Origin of the sequence: Ruixingdingia sedimenti (assembly GCF_031432425.1) — a bacterium.
In the GTDB taxonomy this organism is placed as follows: domain Bacteria; phylum Pseudomonadota; class Alphaproteobacteria; order Rhodobacterales; family Rhodobacteraceae; genus Ruixingdingia; species Ruixingdingia sedimenti.
Genome location: NZ_JAVKPH010000002.1, coordinates 25290 through 40250, shown reverse-complemented (window position 1 = coordinate 40250; position 14961 = coordinate 25290). Strand labels below are relative to the sequence as shown.

At 67.8% G+C, this 14961-nt stretch carries 14 protein-coding genes; 13 read left to right on the top strand and 1 reads right to left on the bottom strand.

Going from position 1 to position 14961, the window contains the following annotated elements:
• Positions 1-5: 5 nt before the first annotated feature.
• The 11 genes from RGD00_RS02290 to RGD00_RS02240 all read left to right on the top strand — a co-directional run bounded on the left by RGD00_RS02290 (position 6) and on the right by RGD00_RS02240 (position 11805).
• Positions 6-647 carry an LON peptidase substrate-binding domain-containing protein gene (locus tag RGD00_RS02290; protein ID WP_310455577.1) on the top strand — a complete coding sequence of 214 codons (642 nt, stop codon included), beginning with the start codon at positions 6-8 and terminating at the stop codon, positions 645-647.
• Positions 644-826 carry a Trm112 family protein gene (locus RGD00_RS02285; RefSeq protein ID WP_310455575.1) on the top strand — a complete coding sequence of 61 codons (183 nt, stop codon included), beginning with the start codon at positions 644-646 and terminating at the stop codon, positions 824-826. Before RGD00_RS02290 ends, RGD00_RS02285 begins: the two co-directional genes overlap by 4 nt.
• Positions 827-1175: 349 nt before the next feature.
• Complete coding sequence (locus tag RGD00_RS02280) at positions 1176-1469, top strand: hypothetical protein (protein ID WP_310455573.1); 294 nt, start codon at positions 1176-1178, stop codon at positions 1467-1469.
• 79 nt (positions 1470-1548) lie between these two features.
• A complete protein-coding gene (locus RGD00_RS02275) occupies positions 1549-2265 on the top strand; it encodes a hypothetical protein (protein ID WP_310455571.1) in 717 nt (238 codons plus the stop codon).
• A gap of 66 nt (positions 2266-2331) precedes the next feature.
• On the top strand, positions 2332-2616 hold the full coding sequence (locus RGD00_RS02270) for a hypothetical protein (protein ID WP_310455569.1): 285 nt from the start codon (positions 2332-2334) through the stop codon (positions 2614-2616).
• A 61-nt stretch (positions 2617-2677) separates the two neighbouring features.
• Positions 2678-4183 carry a c-type cytochrome gene (locus RGD00_RS02265; RefSeq protein WP_310455567.1) on the top strand — a complete coding sequence of 502 codons (1506 nt, stop codon included), beginning with the start codon at positions 2678-2680 and terminating at the stop codon, positions 4181-4183.
• 16 nt (positions 4184-4199) lie between these two features.
• Positions 4200-6755, top strand: coding sequence for a molybdopterin-dependent oxidoreductase (locus RGD00_RS02260; RefSeq protein ID WP_310455565.1), 2556 nt, complete (start codon positions 4200-4202; stop codon positions 6753-6755).
• A gap of 13 nt (positions 6756-6768) precedes the next feature.
• Positions 6769-7443: a 4Fe-4S dicluster domain-containing protein gene (locus RGD00_RS02255; RefSeq protein WP_310455563.1), complete on the top strand. Its 675-nt coding sequence runs from the start codon at positions 6769-6771 to the stop codon at positions 7441-7443.
• A complete protein-coding gene (locus RGD00_RS02250; RefSeq protein WP_310455562.1) occupies positions 7436-8224 on the top strand; it encodes a TorD/DmsD family molecular chaperone in 789 nt (262 codons plus the stop codon). Before RGD00_RS02255 ends, RGD00_RS02250 begins: the two co-directional genes overlap by 8 nt.
• A gap of 372 nt (positions 8225-8596) precedes the next feature.
• Positions 8597-10435 (top strand): sensor histidine kinase, encoded by a 1839-nt coding sequence (locus RGD00_RS02245; RefSeq protein ID WP_310455560.1) that lies wholly within the window; start codon positions 8597-8599, stop codon positions 10433-10435.
• Entirely contained in the window at positions 10432-11805 is a 1374-nt protein-coding gene (locus RGD00_RS02240; RefSeq protein ID WP_310455559.1) for a sigma-54-dependent transcriptional regulator, read from the top strand. The genes RGD00_RS02245 and RGD00_RS02240 overlap by 4 nt, the downstream gene beginning before the upstream one ends.
• 3 nt (positions 11806-11808) lie before the next feature.
• Here the strand turns inward: RGD00_RS02240 and RGD00_RS02235 are convergent, their stop codons facing one another.
• Entirely contained in the window at positions 11809-13038 is a 1230-nt protein-coding gene (locus tag RGD00_RS02235; protein WP_310455558.1) for an FAD-dependent monooxygenase, read from the bottom strand.
• An 83-nt stretch (positions 13039-13121) separates the two neighbouring features.
• On the opposite strand from RGD00_RS02235, the gene RGD00_RS02230 reads away from it, so the two are divergent.
• Both RGD00_RS02230 and RGD00_RS02225 read left to right on the top strand, forming a co-directional pair.
• Positions 13122-14453: an amidase gene (locus RGD00_RS02230; protein WP_310455557.1), complete on the top strand. Its 1332-nt coding sequence runs from the start codon at positions 13122-13124 to the stop codon at positions 14451-14453.
• Positions 14450-14941: a TrmO family methyltransferase domain-containing protein gene (locus RGD00_RS02225; protein ID WP_310455555.1), complete on the top strand. Its 492-nt coding sequence runs from the start codon at positions 14450-14452 to the stop codon at positions 14939-14941. Before RGD00_RS02230 ends, RGD00_RS02225 begins: the two co-directional genes overlap by 4 nt.
• Positions 14942-14961 lie beyond the last annotated feature (20 nt).

Sequence of the window (14961 nt, the reverse complement as noted above, 5' to 3'; positions counted from 1 at the left end):
CTCCCATGATCCGGCCCGCTGACCTTCCCGAGACGATCCCGGTCTTCCCGCTTCCCGGGGCGCTCTTGCTGCCCCGGGGCCGGTTGCCGCTGCATATCTTCGAGCCACGCTACCTGGCGATGGTCGAGGATTGCCTGAAGACCAAGACCCGCCTGATCGGCATGGTGCAACCGCGCGAGACGCCGGGCGGCGAAACCCGCCTGCAATCCATCGGTTGCGTCGGCCGGCTGACCTCGTTCTCGGAAACCGAGGACGGGCGCTACATGATCACGCTTTACGGCATCAGCCGGTTCCGGATTCGTGAAGAGGTTCAGGGCTTTACCCCCTATCGCCGCTGCGCGGTCGACTGGGCCTCCTTCACCCGCGACCTTGGTCAGGCCGAAGAGGACCCGCGCTTTGACCGCCCGGCATTTCTGGAGCTTCTGGCACGGTTCTTCACCGCCGAGGGGCTTTCGGCCGATTGGGACAGCCTGAAAGAGGCCGAGACCGAGTTGCTGATCAACTCGCTGTCCATGCTGTCGCCCTTCTCGCCCGAGGACAAACAGGCCCTGCTTGAGGCGCCCGACCTGGGCACTCGGCGCGAAACGCTGGTGACGTTGATCGAATTCGCCCTGCGGGGCGGCAGCGCGGACGAGGTGTTGCAATGACCGGTGTCGTCGTTCCCGACCGCCGCATGCTTGAGGCGCTGGTCTGCCCGGTCACCCATGCCGTCCTGACCTGGGATGCCGACCGGCAGGAACTGATCTCCAAGGCCGCGCATCTGGCCTTTCCGGTGCGCGATGGCATCCCGGTGATGCTGGTCTCCGAAGCCCGCCCGCTGGACTGACCGGGGCGATTCCCCGCGCTTTCCGGCGATTCCGCAATCTGGCGGTCCAGACTGGCAAGCGGCATGGTCTCCGCGCCCGGAAAGGACAATATGTCGCATGACAGGCTTTTCGCGGGCCGACTGCCAAACTGTCAGAAACGCCGTCCGGTAAGATCGTGCATTTCGGACGTATCCTTGCGGCGCCTGCCAAACTGGCACCTCTCCAGCGGACATCGTGCCATCTAACCCACAGAAAACGCTGACATTTATCCAACCACTTTGTTAGCACTCCGGCTGGCGGAGCGCTCTGCTCACGGTTGCGGGTGCAGCCGGTGAACCGGGAGTGCTCCGAATTTGACTGGGGGAAGCCATGCGCCATCCGACGATCCTGCTGACCGCTTGCCTGTCCGTCTGGGCCAGCACGGCGCCCGGGCAGGATCTTCCGGTGGCGGGAACGGCGCCGTGGGAACGGCCTGCTGGCGCCCCGGTCATCACCGAGATGGTCAAGGATGCGGCCTGGTATGCGCTGGCACTTACCGGCGTGGACCAGCCCTATCCGGCCAGCCTGCGCTTCCTGGAAGACCAGGGCGCCTGGTTCTCGCCTTTCACCCATCCGGGCATGACCGGCCCGTACGACATCCGCCATTGGCATGGCGGTGAATGATCCCGGCCCTTTCGGACTGGGGTGGCAAGGGGTTCCCGCAAGCGTTCGGGACCTGGAACAAGACAGAGGAGTATTAGGGATGAGGAAGTCGATGAAGGTCGGTCTGGCTGCGATCCTGTGCGCCGGTTCCATCGTTTCGGTCGCGTCCGCGCAGACAATGTCCGGGATGGACGGCATGGATGGCATGTCCGGCATGGGCGGAATGGCTGGCATGGACGGCATGTCGGGCATGGGCGGCATGGCGGGGATGGACGGCATGTCCGGTATGGGCGGCATGGCCGGGATGTCTGGCATGAGCGGCATGTCGGGCAACGCCTCGGGCTGGAGCTGCACCCAATACACCTTCACCGGCCAGGCCGGGATGGGCGGCATGTCGGGCATGTCCGGCATGGGTGGAATGAGCGGCATGGGTGGCATGTCCGGTATGGGTGGCATGTCCGGCATGGGCGGCATGGCCGGGATGGACGGCATGTCGGGCATGGGTGGCATGGCCGGGATGGACGGCATGTCGGGCATGGGCGGCATGGCCGGGATGGATGGCATGTCCGGCATGGGCGGTATGGCTGGCATGGACGGCATGTCGGGCATGGGTGGCATGAGCGGCATGTCGGGTATGGCCGGGATGTCGGGCAATGCCTCGGGCTGGACCTGCACCCAATACACCTTCACCGGCCAGGCCGGGATGGGCGGCATGGGGGGCATGTCCGGGATGGGTGGCATGTCCGGGATGGGCGGCATGAGCGGCATGGGTGGCATGTCGGGCATGGGCGGCACCTGGACGCCTCCGTCGAACTGATCCCCTGACCCAGCCGGGGGCGGCGCCCTGCCGCCCCCGGCCTTCCCCCCTGAAGAGAACACCAAGATGAACATCACGCGCGCCGCCATCCTTGTCGTCATTGCTGCCGCAGTCGGCTTCGGCATTTTCCAGCTTATCGGCGGCAGCGGAGGCGGCTCCGGGCCCGCGGGCGGCGCCGGAGATCCGGCCCCGCAATCCGGCATGTCGGGCATGAGCGGCATGGAAGGTATGGGCGGCATGCAGGGCATGGACGGCATGTCGGGCATGCAGGGCGCCGCCGAGCCGGCCTGCATCCGCTACGACCTGATCGACGGGGCCTGGACCTGCACGGCCACCGATTCCGGGAACTGAGGCCTCAGCCCCGGCGGGCGCGGGCAGGACCCGCCCCGCCGCCGCCAGCCAGGAGCAAGCCATGAAAACGACGGAACGATTGATCGGCGCCCTTGCGGGACTGGGCTTCGCCCTTCTGGCCTTCTACGCCCTCTTCGTGGTCGGCGCGCTGATCTACAAGGGCACCGGCCCCGCGCCTGTGGCCTTCATCGCCCCGGCCGAGCCCGCGGCGACCGCGGCGGCCGATACAGCGGAAGCCGGGGCTGATCCTGCGGCAGAGCCCGCCGCCGAACCTGCGGCGCAGGGCGGCGTCGATCTGGCGGCGGGGGAAAAGGCCTTCAAGCCATGCAAGGCCTGCCACACCATCGCCGAGGGGGGCAAGAACGGCACCGGGCCGAACCTCTGGGGTGTCCACGGCCGGGGTGTCGCCACGGCCGAGGGTTTCGCCTATTCCGATGCGCTGAAGGCGCTGGCCGGGCAGGTCTGGGACGAGGCGGCGCTGGATGCCTTCCTCGAAAACCCCAAGGCCTATGCCAAGGGCACCAAGATGGCCTTTGCCGGGGTGAAGAAGGCCGAAGATCGCGCAAACCTGATCGCCTGGCTGGCCACGCAATCCGGCACTCCCGTCACTCTGGCCGGGGCGGCGCCCGCGGCATCCGACGTTCCGGTGGCCGAGGAAACCCCGGCCGAGCCCTATGCCGACCTTGCCGATGACGCCGTGGTCACGCTGGACCCGGTGCCCTATCCCGAAGGCGTGACCTATGCCGACGCGCCCGCGTTGACCGAAGCCGAACTGGCCGCGATCGAGACCAAGGTTGCCGAACTGGAAGCCGCGATCCCGGCGATGGACTACGAGGCCGCGCGCTATCACCCGCTGCACTTCCAGCCGGCCATCGCCACGGCCTCGAGCGCCGAGTGCCTGGCCTGCCACAAGGAAATCCTGAACCACCAGCCGCGCGCGACCAGCCCGGCAGGGGTGAAGGCTGCGGACAGCCTGGCCTGGTATCAGACGCTGGATACCTATTCCGGCCCGCAGGCCGACTTCCACTGGCGCCATACGGAAAGCGATTTTGCCAAGTCGGTGATGAAGCTGGAATGCAACTTCTGTCACAAGGGCAACGACCCGCGCGAGGAAAGCCCCGACATGATGCCGGGCCGCGATCACTTTACCGCCGCGGCCAGCCCGGAATTCACCCTGCGCAAGATGGTGAACCCGTCCGAGACCTGTCTCCTGTGCCATGGCGCGATGCCCGATCCGGTGGAGATCATGGGCCTTTCCGGCCCCTGGCCCGAGGCGCGGGTCGACATGGAATATGCCGAGGCCCCGAACGGCTGCCTGTCGTGCCATGCCGAGAGTTTCCGCACCAACCGCCACCAGGTGAACTACCTGAACGCGGCGACCATCGAGGATCTGGCGCGCAACGGCACCTCGGACACCTGCTACGGCTGCCACGGCGGCAGGGCCTGGTATCGCATCAGCTATCCCTATGCCCGCACGCCCTGGCCGGGGATGGACCTTGAGACCGTGCCGGACTGGGCCGCAGGCCGCCCGGCCGCGCCGAAACCCGAACACCGGATCGCAGAGTAGCGAAGGACCCATGACCATGACCAAGACCTTCGACCTGTCCCGCCTTGCGGCCCTGCTGACGCCGACGCGCCGCGCCTTCCTGCAAGGGGCCGCCGCCACCGCCGCCGCCGCGCTGGTGGGCGGCAAGGCGACCCCGGCGCGCGCCTTCGCCTACGAGCCCTATCCGCGGGATGATGAGCTGACGACCGTCGTCACCTCCTGCGCGCACAACTGCGGCAGCCGCCACATGCTGGTCGCGCACAAGAAGGGCGACGTGATCGTGCGGTTGTCGACCGACAACGGCAGCTACCAGGGCGATGCCTATGGCACCGACACCGAGGAAAAGCCGCAACTGCGCGCCTGCCTGCGCGGGCGATCCTACCGATCGCGGCTCTATTCCCCGGAACGGCTTCTTTACCCGATGAAGCGGGTCGGCAAGCGCGGCGAGGCCAAGTTCAAGCGCATCACCTGGGACCAGGCCCTGACCGAGATCGCCGAGCGCATGGTGCACCTGAAGGACACCTACGGCCCGACCGCGATCCTTGACCAAAGCTATGCCGGGGCCAGCTATGGCGTCCTGCACAAGTCCGACCAGATCGAGGGCCTCTTGGGCCGCTTCCTGGGCATGTTCGGCTGCCGCACCAGCAGCTGGTCGGTGCCGTCCTACCAGGGCACCACCTCGTCCAGCCGCTGGACCTTCGGCACCATCGAGGACGGCAACGAGGACGATGCCTTCGCGCATTCCAAGCTGATCGTGATGTGGGGCTGGAACCCGGCCTATACCTTCCACGGCGGCAACACGTTCTACTACATGCGCATGGCCAAGCAGCGCGGCTGCAAGTTCGTGCTGGTCGACCCGCAATATACCGACAGCGCCAGCGCCTATGACGCCTGGTGGATCCCGATCCGCCCGAACACCGATGCGGCGATGATGGCGGGCATGGCCTACCACATCTTCGCCACCAACCGGCAGAACCAGGACTACATCAACCGCTTCGTGCAGGGCATGGACCCCGGCACCATGCCGGACTGGGCGAAGGATCAGGAAAGCTTCCGCGAGTACATCGAGGGCACGCGCGACGGCATCCCGAAGACGCCGGACTGGGCCAGCGCGATCTGCGGCGTGCCGGCCGCCGACATCATCAAGCTGGCCGAGCTTTATGCCGACACCAAGCCCGCCGCGCTAAAAGCCAGCTGGGCCCCGGGCCGGGCGGCCTATGGCGAACAGTACAACCGCATGGCCGCGGCCCTGCAGGCGATGACGGGGAACATCGGGGTGCTGGGCGGCTGCGCCGAAGGCGTGGGCAAGGGCTGGCACCCGGAATCCATCGCCTACCCTTACGACCAGAACGCCAACATCTGGTTCGCCTCGATCAAGTCGGACCGCTGGGCGCATATCGTTCTGAACTACCCGAACGTGAAGCGGGAAGAGGCCGGACTCTGGCCGCGCGGCGACAATCTGGATGGGGTCATCCCCAACATCCGCGGCATCTTCTGGCAGGGGTCGGACTGGTTCAACCAGTTGACGAACATCAACAAGGAAATCGAGGCGATCCGCAAGCTGGACAGCTACGGCGAAGGCGAAAGCCTTCTGGTCTGCATGGACAGCACGATCACGCCGACCGGCATCTGGGCCGACTATCTGCTGCCGATCGCCACGCATTTCGAACGGCACGACGTGGCGCTGCCCTGGTACAAGGGGCACTACTACATCCACCGCCCCAAGGTGATCGAGCCCCTGGGCGAAAGCCGCACCGACTTCCAGGTCTTCACCGAACTGGCCTATCGGCTGGGGTTCGGGCCGGCCTACAATCCCAAGGCCAGCCGCGACTACTTCTACGACAACGATGCCGTCGACGAAGCCTATCTGGTGGATTGGTGGCACAAGGTCCAAAGCCACCAGGGCGTGACGTGGAGTTGGGAGGAATTCAAAAGCCGTGGGGTTTACAAGTTCATCCTGCCCCGGCCCCACGTCGCGTTCCAGGACCAGATCGAACAGGGCATCCCGTTCCAGACCCCCTCGGGCAAGATCGAGATCTTCTCGACCACGCTCGCCCAGGTGCAGGACTGGACGCGGACGCAATGGGGCTATCCGATCCCGGCGATCCCGAAATGGATCGAGCCATGGGAAAGCCTGAACCACGAAAAGGCCAAGGACTATCCGTTCCACATGATCACGCCGCATCCGCGCTGGCGGACGCATTCGATCTTCAACAACATCCCCTGGCTGCGCGAGACCTTCAGCCAGGAGACGACGATCAACGCCTCGGACGCCAAGCGGCTGGGCATCCAGACCGGCGATACGGTCGAGGTCTGGAACGACCGCGGGCGGGTGGTGACACCGGTCTACGTGACCGAACGCTGCATGCCGGGGGTTCTGGTCCTGCACGAAGGGGCCTGGATGGACATCGACGAGAACGGCGTCGACCGGTCGGGCAACCCCGATTTCCTGACGCTGGACAACCCCTCGCCGGCGGGCGCCTTCGCCTACAACACGCTGCTGGTCAACGTGAAGAAGACCGACCTGCACCATCGGCCCGGCTGGGACCAGCTGGCCACCGCGCGGGCCCACGTCTTCCGGCGCGACAACTGAGGGGGCGGAAATCATGGGAAACACCAACCTCGACAAGGGCAAGATCAAGGCCGCCGCGCTGAAGAAGAAGCGCGAGGTCTATGTGCCGGTGGTGCCGGACCTGCAACTGGGCTTCGTCCACAACAACGTGGACTGCATCGGCTGCCGGGCTTGCGAAATCGCCTGCAAGGACAAGAACGGCTTGCCGGCCGGCCCGCGGTTCCGCCGGGTGCAATACATCGAAGGCGGCACCTACCCCGAGGTCTTCGCCTTCAAGGTCAACATGTCGTGCAACCATTGCGCCGAACCGGCCTGCCTGCCGGCCTGCCCGACGGGGGCGATCTTCAAGCGCAAGGACAACGGGGTGGTGGACATCGACTCCACGCTCTGCATCGGATGCCGCAAATGCGAGGCGGCCTGTCCCTTCGGCGCGCCGCAGTTCAACGTGGAACTGAACATCGTCCAGAAATGCAACATGTGCATCGACGAGCTGGAAGCGGGCCGCAAGCCCTATTGCGTCTCGGCCTGCATGATGCGCGTCCTCGACATCGGCCCGATCGACCAGATCGACGCCGGCACCTACGAGACCAAGGCCATCGGCCCCAACGACCAGACCGTCCGGCAGGTGAAGTCGATGGCCGATCCCGAGCTGACCAATCCCTCGATCCGGTTCGTGCCGCATTCGAAAGGACGGGTGGACAATGGCTGAAGACAGGGTCCCGCCGGCCGCTCCCCTGCGCGATCTGGGGGAAGAAGACCGGCAGCGCTACGCGATCTGGGCCGAGGCGCTGGGTCCGGTCATCCGCCTGCATGACCGCGAGGTGGACAATGCCGTGATCGAAGGGCTGTGGACGGCCGAGTTTCCGGCGCTGGCTGCGCTGTTGCTGGAAGGATCGGGCGATGAAGCCGTCGCCGAAGGCTTTGCCCGCGCGCTGGCCGGTCTGCCGCGGCCGCTGCCGCAGGCCATGGCGGACGACCTGGCGGCAGACTTCGCCGATGCCTACCTGACCCACGGCTTCCGCGCCTCGCCCAACGGGTCGGTCTGGCTGACCGAGGATCACCTGGAACGCCAGCAACCCATGTTTGACGTGCGCGATTTCTATGCCTTTTACGGCATCACCGTGCCCGACTGGCGCCGACGTTCGGATGACCACATCGTGCATGAAATGCAGTTCCTGGCGCATCTTCTTGCGCTGGGCACGCCGGCGTCGCTGGCCGATGCGGCGCTGTTCCTGGACCGGCATCTGCTGCCCTGGGCACCCGACTTCTGCCTGCGTGTCGCGGCGCGGGCGCGCGAGCCGTTCTACGCCGGCTCCACCTTGCTGACCCGCTCTCTGCTTCTGGCGCTGCGGCAGGATCTGGAACGGACCACCGGTCTGGTCTCCAGGGTCGAGCCGCACGCCTGGGCCGTGCAAGAGGGCCGCGCCGAACGGCAGGCCCGGGCCGACGAGGAAAGCCCCTTTGTTCCGGGAATAGCGGAAAGCTGGTAGTCCGCCCCGGATGGGCGGACTCGTGCCGGAACGCGGTCGGCAAGGGCGCAATCTTGATTCCGATCAAGGCGGGACGGCACAGGATTCGCTATGTGGCAAATGCAACTTCTTTCCAGTGGTGTGGGCCGGTGCAGCAGCCTGAACTGAAGCGCGTTTCCCTGTATTTCCGGCATGCTGTGGTGGCGTGCGCGCGGATGCGGCACGTCTCGGCCACCGGACGCAGGGTCCGATGAGGCAAAGGCGCGGCCTGCTCACTCTCGCCGGCCGGTCGGGCAGCACGCCCGGCTTGCGGTTCGGGTTGCGCGCATGACTGCGGCAAACCCTTTGCGCCGGGCCACGCTCTGGGTGGCGTCCCGCTTGCAACGCCGCGTCATGGTCACGCTGGCGCTGGTTCTGATCTGCCTGTCGGCGCTGTTCCTGATCCTTGTCGCAGGCACCTACCGTGCGCGCATCGCCTCGGAACAGGAACGCGCCTCTATGCAGATCAACAGCCTGCTGCAGGCTGCGCTTGAAAACGCCATGCTCAAGCGCGACCTGCCCGGCCTGCACGCCATCATCGACGACCTGGGTCGCGATCCCAACATCGTGGCCGTGCGCATCCTGAACCCCGATCTGGAAACCCGCTTCGCTTCGGATCCGGCGCTTGAAGGCACGGTGCTGGATCTGCCCGAGATCCGTCTGGCCCTGGAAAGCCGCAAGCCGCAGGCGATCAGCCTGCAGGACTCGGGGGTCGAGCGGTCGATCAACCCGGTGCTGAACCAGGACCCCTGCCAAGTCTGTCATGGGCCGATGGCGGATCATCCGGTCAACGGGCTTCTGGTGGTCGACTATGCGACCGGCGCGCTGGATGCCGAAGCACGACAGACGGTGCTTGCCCTGGCCTCGCTGGGACTGGCCGTGATCGGGGCGACGCTGCTGGCCAGTTGGCTGGTGCTGCGGCGCACGGTCGTCGCCCCGCTGCGGCTCCTGGAACAGGGCACCGAACGGCTGGCCGCAGGCGACCTTGCCCATCGCATCGCCGTTCAGGGTGCCGACGAACCCGCGCGGCTGGCCGACAGCTTCAACCAGATGGCCGGACGGCTGGACCAGACCGTGCAGCGGCTGGATGCGGCGGGGCGGATTCTGCAGGCGCTGATCGACGCCATTCCCGATGGCATCCGGGTGATTGGCCCGGATCACCGCGTCCTGCAGGCCAACGCGGCCTTTGCCCGCCATGCCGGGCTGCGCCATGACCAGATCATCGGGCACCCCTGCCATCTCACCTCGCACCATCGCGACACGCCCTGCCCGGAAACCCTGGTCCTGTGCCCGCTGGTCGAGGCGAGGGCCGCCCGGCTGCCCCTGACCTGCCGGCAGATGCACCAGGGCCCTGCGGGCGAACGGCACGTCGAAGTGGCCGCCGCGCCGATTGCCTGGCCTGGCCCTGACGGCACCACGATCCCGGCGGTGGTCGAATCGATCCGCGACCTGGACTTGCAGGCCAAGCTCAGCCAGGAGCAGCGGCTGTCCGAGCTGGGCCTGCTGGCGGCGGGCCTTGCGCATGAAATCCACAATCCGCTGTCCTCGATCAGCCTGCTGCTTGAGGCCGCCGAGGCCGACCTTGCCGCCGGCAGGGCACCCGAGGCCACCCAGCGCCTGCGCAGCGCCGAAACCGAAGTGCAGCGCACGCTGAAGATGACCAACAGCCTGCTCTCCCTGTGCATGCCCCCTGCGACCGAGGCCGTCCTTCTGGACATCGACCGCATCGTGCCCGAGGCACTGTCGATCCTGACATTCCAGGCCCGTCAGACCGGCTGCACGCTGCAGGTGGACATCGCTCCCGGACTGCGGCTTCTGGGGTCGGACAGTGATCTGCGCATGCTGGTGACCAATCTCGCGCTGAACGCGTTTCACGCCATGCCGAAGGGCGGCACTGTCCAGGTGCGCGGCTGGCGTGACGGCGCGGACGTGGCGCTGTCGATTGCCGACCAGGGCATCGGCATCGCGCCCGAGGACCAGTCGCGCATCTTCCTGCCGTTCTGGACCCGCCGGGCCGACGGCAGCCCCGGACGCGGCCTTGGCCTGTCGATCGTCCAGGCCATCGTCACCCGCTGGGGCGGCCGCATCGCGGTGCAAAGCCAGGTCGGCGTTGGTACCACATTCATCGTTCACTGGCCCGACCCGGACGCCGTGGACGCCCGTTCCCCTTCAGCCCAGGCCATCGCCCCATGACCCCAGCCAGACCCGGCGCCGGCCCGCGGCGCATCCTTGTCATCGAAGATGATCCCACCCTGAACCGGCTTCTGGTCGAACAGCTGGGCCGGCTTGGCCATGACGCGCGGGGCGTCGGCTCGCGCGCGGATGCGCTGGGCGAACTGGCCCATCACCGCCCGGAACTTGCCGTGCTGGACCTGCGCCTGCCGGATGCCGATGGCATGGCCTTCCTGCCGGAACTGCGGGAATACTGCCCGGCCATCGTCCTGACGGCGCAGGGGTCGATCGACCAGGCCGTGCAGGCAGTGCGGGCCGGGGCCTCGGATTTCCTGGTCAAGCCGGCCTCGGCACAGGCGCTGGATCTGGCGCTGTCGCGGGTGTTCGACACCATCGACCTGCGCCGCGATCTTGCCTTCTGGCAGACCCAGGCCACGCGTGGCCAGGACCAGCCGCTTGAAGGCCAGTCCCCGCAGATGGCCGAGGTCCGTCGCCTGATCACGCTCTTCGCCGGCGCGGACAGCCCGCTTCTGATCCTGGGCGAGGGCGGCACCGGCAAGGAACGTGCCGCGCGGGCGCTGCATGCCCTGTCGCCGCGGGCGAATGGCCGCTTCGTGGCCGCCGATTGCGAAGCCGGCATGACGGCCGAGGAATTGTTCGGCGAATTCCGCACCGGCGACGGTGGCGCGCTTCGCCGCAGCGAAGGCCTGCTGGCCGCCGCCGACACCGGCAGCATCTACCTCTCGGGCGTTGACCGGTTGTCTGCCGACCTGCAGATGAAACTGCTGCGCGTGATCGAAACCGCTGCCTACCGCCCTGTCGGATCGGCGACCCAACTGGTCTGCCGTGCGCGCTTCATCCTTGGCGCCTCGTTGTCGGCCGAAGACATCGCCCGCCCCGGTCCGCAGCACAGCGAGCTTCTGTTCCGCCTGCTGGCCTTCGTGATCCGTCTGCCGGCCCTGCGCGAACGCCCGGACGACATCCTTCCCCTTGCCCGGGGCTTCCTTGCCGACCGCAGTTTCCAGCGCAACACGCCCAAGTCGTTCAGCCCGGCCGCCATGGCCGCCCTGCGCGCCCATTCCTGGCCCGGCAACCTGCGCGAATTGTCGAACGCGGTGGAACGCGCCATCATCCTGTCCGCCGGCTCCGAGGTGATCGAGCCCGCCCATCTGGGCCTTGCCCCGCAGCAGGCGCCGCAGCGCGACGGTCAGGTCCGGCTGGCCTTCGACGCCCCGCCCACGCTGGACGAACTGCGCGACGCCTACCTGCGGCTTGCGCTGGAAATGACCGGCGGCAACCGCCGCGAGATGGCCGAGATGCTGGGGATCAGCGAACGCAACCTCTACCGCCTGTTGCCCGGCATCGAAACCAGGCCGCGCGGCGAGGAGTAGGGGTCAGATCGGCTTTCCGGCCAGAAGGCGCGGCAAGTCTCCCTGCAAACCTGCGGCCTGCCGGATGAAGCGGCGGCGCAGCCCCGGCATGGCGCTGACCAGGCCCAGGCCCAGGTCCCGGCCCAGCCGCAAGATCGGATTGTCGTTCGAAAACAGCTTGTTGACGGCATCCATCCCCAAGGCCAGCGCCGTTGAATCAAACCTGCGCCAGCGCTGATAGCCTTCCAGCACCACGTCCGATCCGATGTCCTCGCCCCACCGCGCGGCCGTGACCAGCACTTCGGCCAGCGCGCCCACGTCGCGCAGGCCAAGGTTCAGGCCCTGACCGGCAATCGGATGCACGCCATGCGCCGCATCGCCCACCAGAGCCACCCGGCGCGACACGAACGTCTCGGCCAAAGACAGCGACAGCGGATAGGTGAACCGGGCGCCGGCCAGCGCGATCTCGCCCAGGAAATCGCCGAAACGCGGCCGTAGGGCTGCCAGGTAGCCCGCGTCATCCAGCGCCTGGATGGCGGCGGCATTGGCGTCGGTCTCGCTCCAGACGATGCTGGAATGATGCCCGCCCGGCAGCGGCAGGATCGCCAGCGGGCCCGAGGGCATGAAGAACTGCTGCGCGGTGCCGTCGTGGTCCTTTTCGTGCCGGATCGCGGTCACCAGCGCGGTCTGGCCATAGCCCCAGCCCTGCCGACGGATCCCGGCCCGTGCCGCGACACCAGAGCCGCGCCCGTCACAGCCCACCAGCACACGCCCCGTCAGCTGCCGGCCCGAGGCGAGGGTGACCGTCACCTCCTGCGGCCCCGCGTCCTGCGCCGTGACCGTCTCGCCGGACAGAAGGGTGATCCGGGGCTCGTTCGCCATCGCTGCCAGGAAGGCCGCGTAAAGGAACCGGTCCTCCAGCATGAAACCCATCGGTCCTTCCTCGATCTCGTCCGAATCGAAGGCCAGGAAGAAGGGCGCGGCGCCTTCGCCGGCATGGCCATCGCTGGCTTTGATCTTCAGGATCGGCTGGCTGTGCCCGGCGACCGCCGTCCAGACGCCGATCGCCTGCAACAGCCGCTTGGAGGCAATCGCCAGCGCATAGGCCCGGCCGTCAAAGCCTGCCTCGGCCCGCGCCGGGGCAGGGCGCGCGTCGATCACGGTGACCCGAAGGCCACCCTGCGCCAGGGCCAGGGCCAGCGCGGGGCCGTTCAGCCCACCGCCGGCAATCAAGATATCGGCATCATGTTCCATTCCTGCATGGCTAGGCCCGCCATCGCCCATTGTCCATGCTGCAACCTGTCGCTACCGTTCGGTTGGGTGTTTTGGGGGTAGGCATGAGCGGAACCTGGTTCCACATGACGGCGGCCGATCTGGGCCGCGAAATCGGCAAGGGCCGGATCAACCCGGTCGAACTGACCGAGGCGTTCCTCGATCGGATCGAAACCCATCCGCTGGCGCCCCGGGTTTATGCCCGGATGACCGAAACCCGCGCCCGGGGCGAAGCGATGGGGGCCGCCACCCGGGCCAAGCAGGGGTTCCGGCGCGGGCTTCTGGATGGCGTGCCGATCAGCTGGAAAGACCTGTTCGATACCGCGGGCGTCGCCACCGAAGCGGGCTCGGCCCTGCTGCGCGGCCGCACGCCAGACCGCGATGCCGCCGTGCTGGAGCAGGCCACGCTGGCTGGCACGGTCTGCCTTGGCAAGACCCACATGTCCGAACTGGCCTTTTCCGGCCTTGGCATGAACCCGGTGACCGCCTCGCCGCCCTGCCTGAACGATGACAAGGCCGTCTCCGGCGGCTCGTCCTCCGGGGCCGCCGCCTCGGTCGCCTTCGGCCTGGCACCGGCGGCAATCGGCTCGGACACCGGCGGCTCGGTGCGCATCCCCGCGGCCTGGAACGATCTGGTCGGGCTGAAGACCACCTCCGGCCTTCTGCCCTTGGACGGAGTGGTGCCGCTGTGCGAACGCTTCGACACCATCGGCCCGCTGGCCCATTCGGTCGAGGATTGCGCGCTTCTCTTGGGCGCTCTGCAATCCGCGCCGCCGGTTGACCTGACCGGGGCCGAACTTGGCGGCGCGCGGATCGCCGTGCTGGAAACCGTGGCGCTGGATGACATGCGGCAGGCCCCCGCCAAGGGCTTTGACGACGCCTGCGCCCGCCTGACCCGCGCGGGCGCCCGGCTGGAACGCCTGGCCGCGCCGGAAGTGGCCGAGGCGATGGGCCTGGCCGCCGCCCTGTTCACCGCCGAAGCCTATGGCATCTGGCGCGACACCATCGAAACCGCGCCCGAGAAGATGTTCTCGCGCATCCTGGAACGGTTCCGGTCGGGCGCGCAGGTGGCCGCCACCGATTATGTCGCCGGATGGCGCCGGCTCGAGGTGCTGCGTCGGCAATGGGTGGCGCGCACCAGCGGCTTCGATGCGGTAATCCTGCCGACCTCGCCGATCCTGCCGCCGCAGGCCGACCGCCTGATGACCGACAACGACTATTACGTGACCGAAAACCTTCTGGCGCTGCGCAACACCCGCATCGGCAACCTGATGGGCCTCTGCGTCCTGACGCTGCCCACCTCGCAGCCGTCCTGCGGCATCTCGATCATGGCCCCCGCCTTTCAGGAAGGCCGCCTCCTGCGCCTGGGGGCGGCCGCCGAGCGGGCCCTGCAATGACCGGCGACGCCCCGCGCCCCGGCGAAGTGGCCTTGCCCTTCGATCCGGCGGCGCGGGCGGATGCATCCCTGGTCTTCATCGGACGGGTGGCCTCGCCCTGGTCGCGCGGCGATTGCCCCAAGAACCTGCGCGAGGCCCGCGCGCGGGGCGGCGATTTCGCCCTGCTGGTCGACGCGGACTTTCGGGCCGGACTGGCGGGCCTGCGGCCTGGGGCCGAGGTGATCGTGCTGTACTGGACCGGGCAGGCCCGGCGCGACCTGATCGTGCAGTCGCCCGCGCACCGTCCCGGCCCGACCGGGGTCTTCGCCCTGCGCTCGCCCGCGCGGCCCAATCCCGTCGCGGTGGCGGTGACGCGGATCACCACGCTGGATGCCGCCACCGGGCGCATCGGGATCGAGGCGATCGACGCCTTCGACGGCACGCCGCTTCTGGACCTCAAGCCCTGGCTGCCCGGCGTGGACATTCCGCCCCAGACCCAGGGCCCCTGACGTAGGATGGGCAATATTGC

What these genes read in the sequence shown, in the direction of transcription:
- RGD00_RS02240 (WP_310455559.1), top strand. Translation starts at nt 10,432, where the DNA reads ATGACCCCAGCCAGACCCGGCGCCGGCCCGCGGCGCATCCTTGTCATC.
- RGD00_RS02290 (WP_310455577.1), top strand. Translation starts at nt 6, where the DNA reads ATGATCCGGCCCGCTGACCTTCCCGAGACGATCCCGGTCTTCCCGCTT.
- RGD00_RS02230 (WP_310455557.1), top strand. Translation starts at nt 13,122, where the DNA reads ATGAGCGGAACCTGGTTCCACATGACGGCGGCCGATCTGGGCCGCGAA.
- RGD00_RS02270 (WP_310455569.1), top strand. Translation starts at nt 2,332, where the DNA reads ATGAACATCACGCGCGCCGCCATCCTTGTCGTCATTGCTGCCGCAGTC.
- RGD00_RS02225 (WP_310455555.1), top strand. Translation starts at nt 14,450, where the DNA reads ATGACCGGCGACGCCCCGCGCCCCGGCGAAGTGGCCTTGCCCTTCGAT.
- RGD00_RS02245 (WP_310455560.1), top strand. Translation starts at nt 8,597, where the DNA reads ATGGTCACGCTGGCGCTGGTTCTGATCTGCCTGTCGGCGCTGTTCCTG.
- RGD00_RS02275 (WP_310455571.1), top strand. Translation starts at nt 1,549, where the DNA reads ATGAGGAAGTCGATGAAGGTCGGTCTGGCTGCGATCCTGTGCGCCGGT.
- RGD00_RS02235 (WP_310455558.1), bottom strand. Translation starts at nt 13,038, where the DNA reads ATGGAACATGATGCCGATATCTTGATTGCCGGCGGTGGGCTGAACGGC.
- RGD00_RS02250 (WP_310455562.1), top strand. Translation starts at nt 7,436, where the DNA reads ATGGCTGAAGACAGGGTCCCGCCGGCCGCTCCCCTGCGCGATCTGGGG.
- RGD00_RS02260 (WP_310455565.1), top strand. Translation starts at nt 4,200, where the DNA reads ATGACCAAGACCTTCGACCTGTCCCGCCTTGCGGCCCTGCTGACGCCG.
- RGD00_RS02255 (WP_310455563.1), top strand. Translation starts at nt 6,769, where the DNA reads ATGGGAAACACCAACCTCGACAAGGGCAAGATCAAGGCCGCCGCGCTG.
- RGD00_RS02285 (WP_310455575.1), top strand. Translation starts at nt 644, where the DNA reads ATGACCGGTGTCGTCGTTCCCGACCGCCGCATGCTTGAGGCGCTGGTC.
- RGD00_RS02265 (WP_310455567.1), top strand. Translation starts at nt 2,678, where the DNA reads ATGAAAACGACGGAACGATTGATCGGCGCCCTTGCGGGACTGGGCTTC.
- RGD00_RS02280 (WP_310455573.1), top strand. Translation starts at nt 1,176, where the DNA reads ATGCGCCATCCGACGATCCTGCTGACCGCTTGCCTGTCCGTCTGGGCC.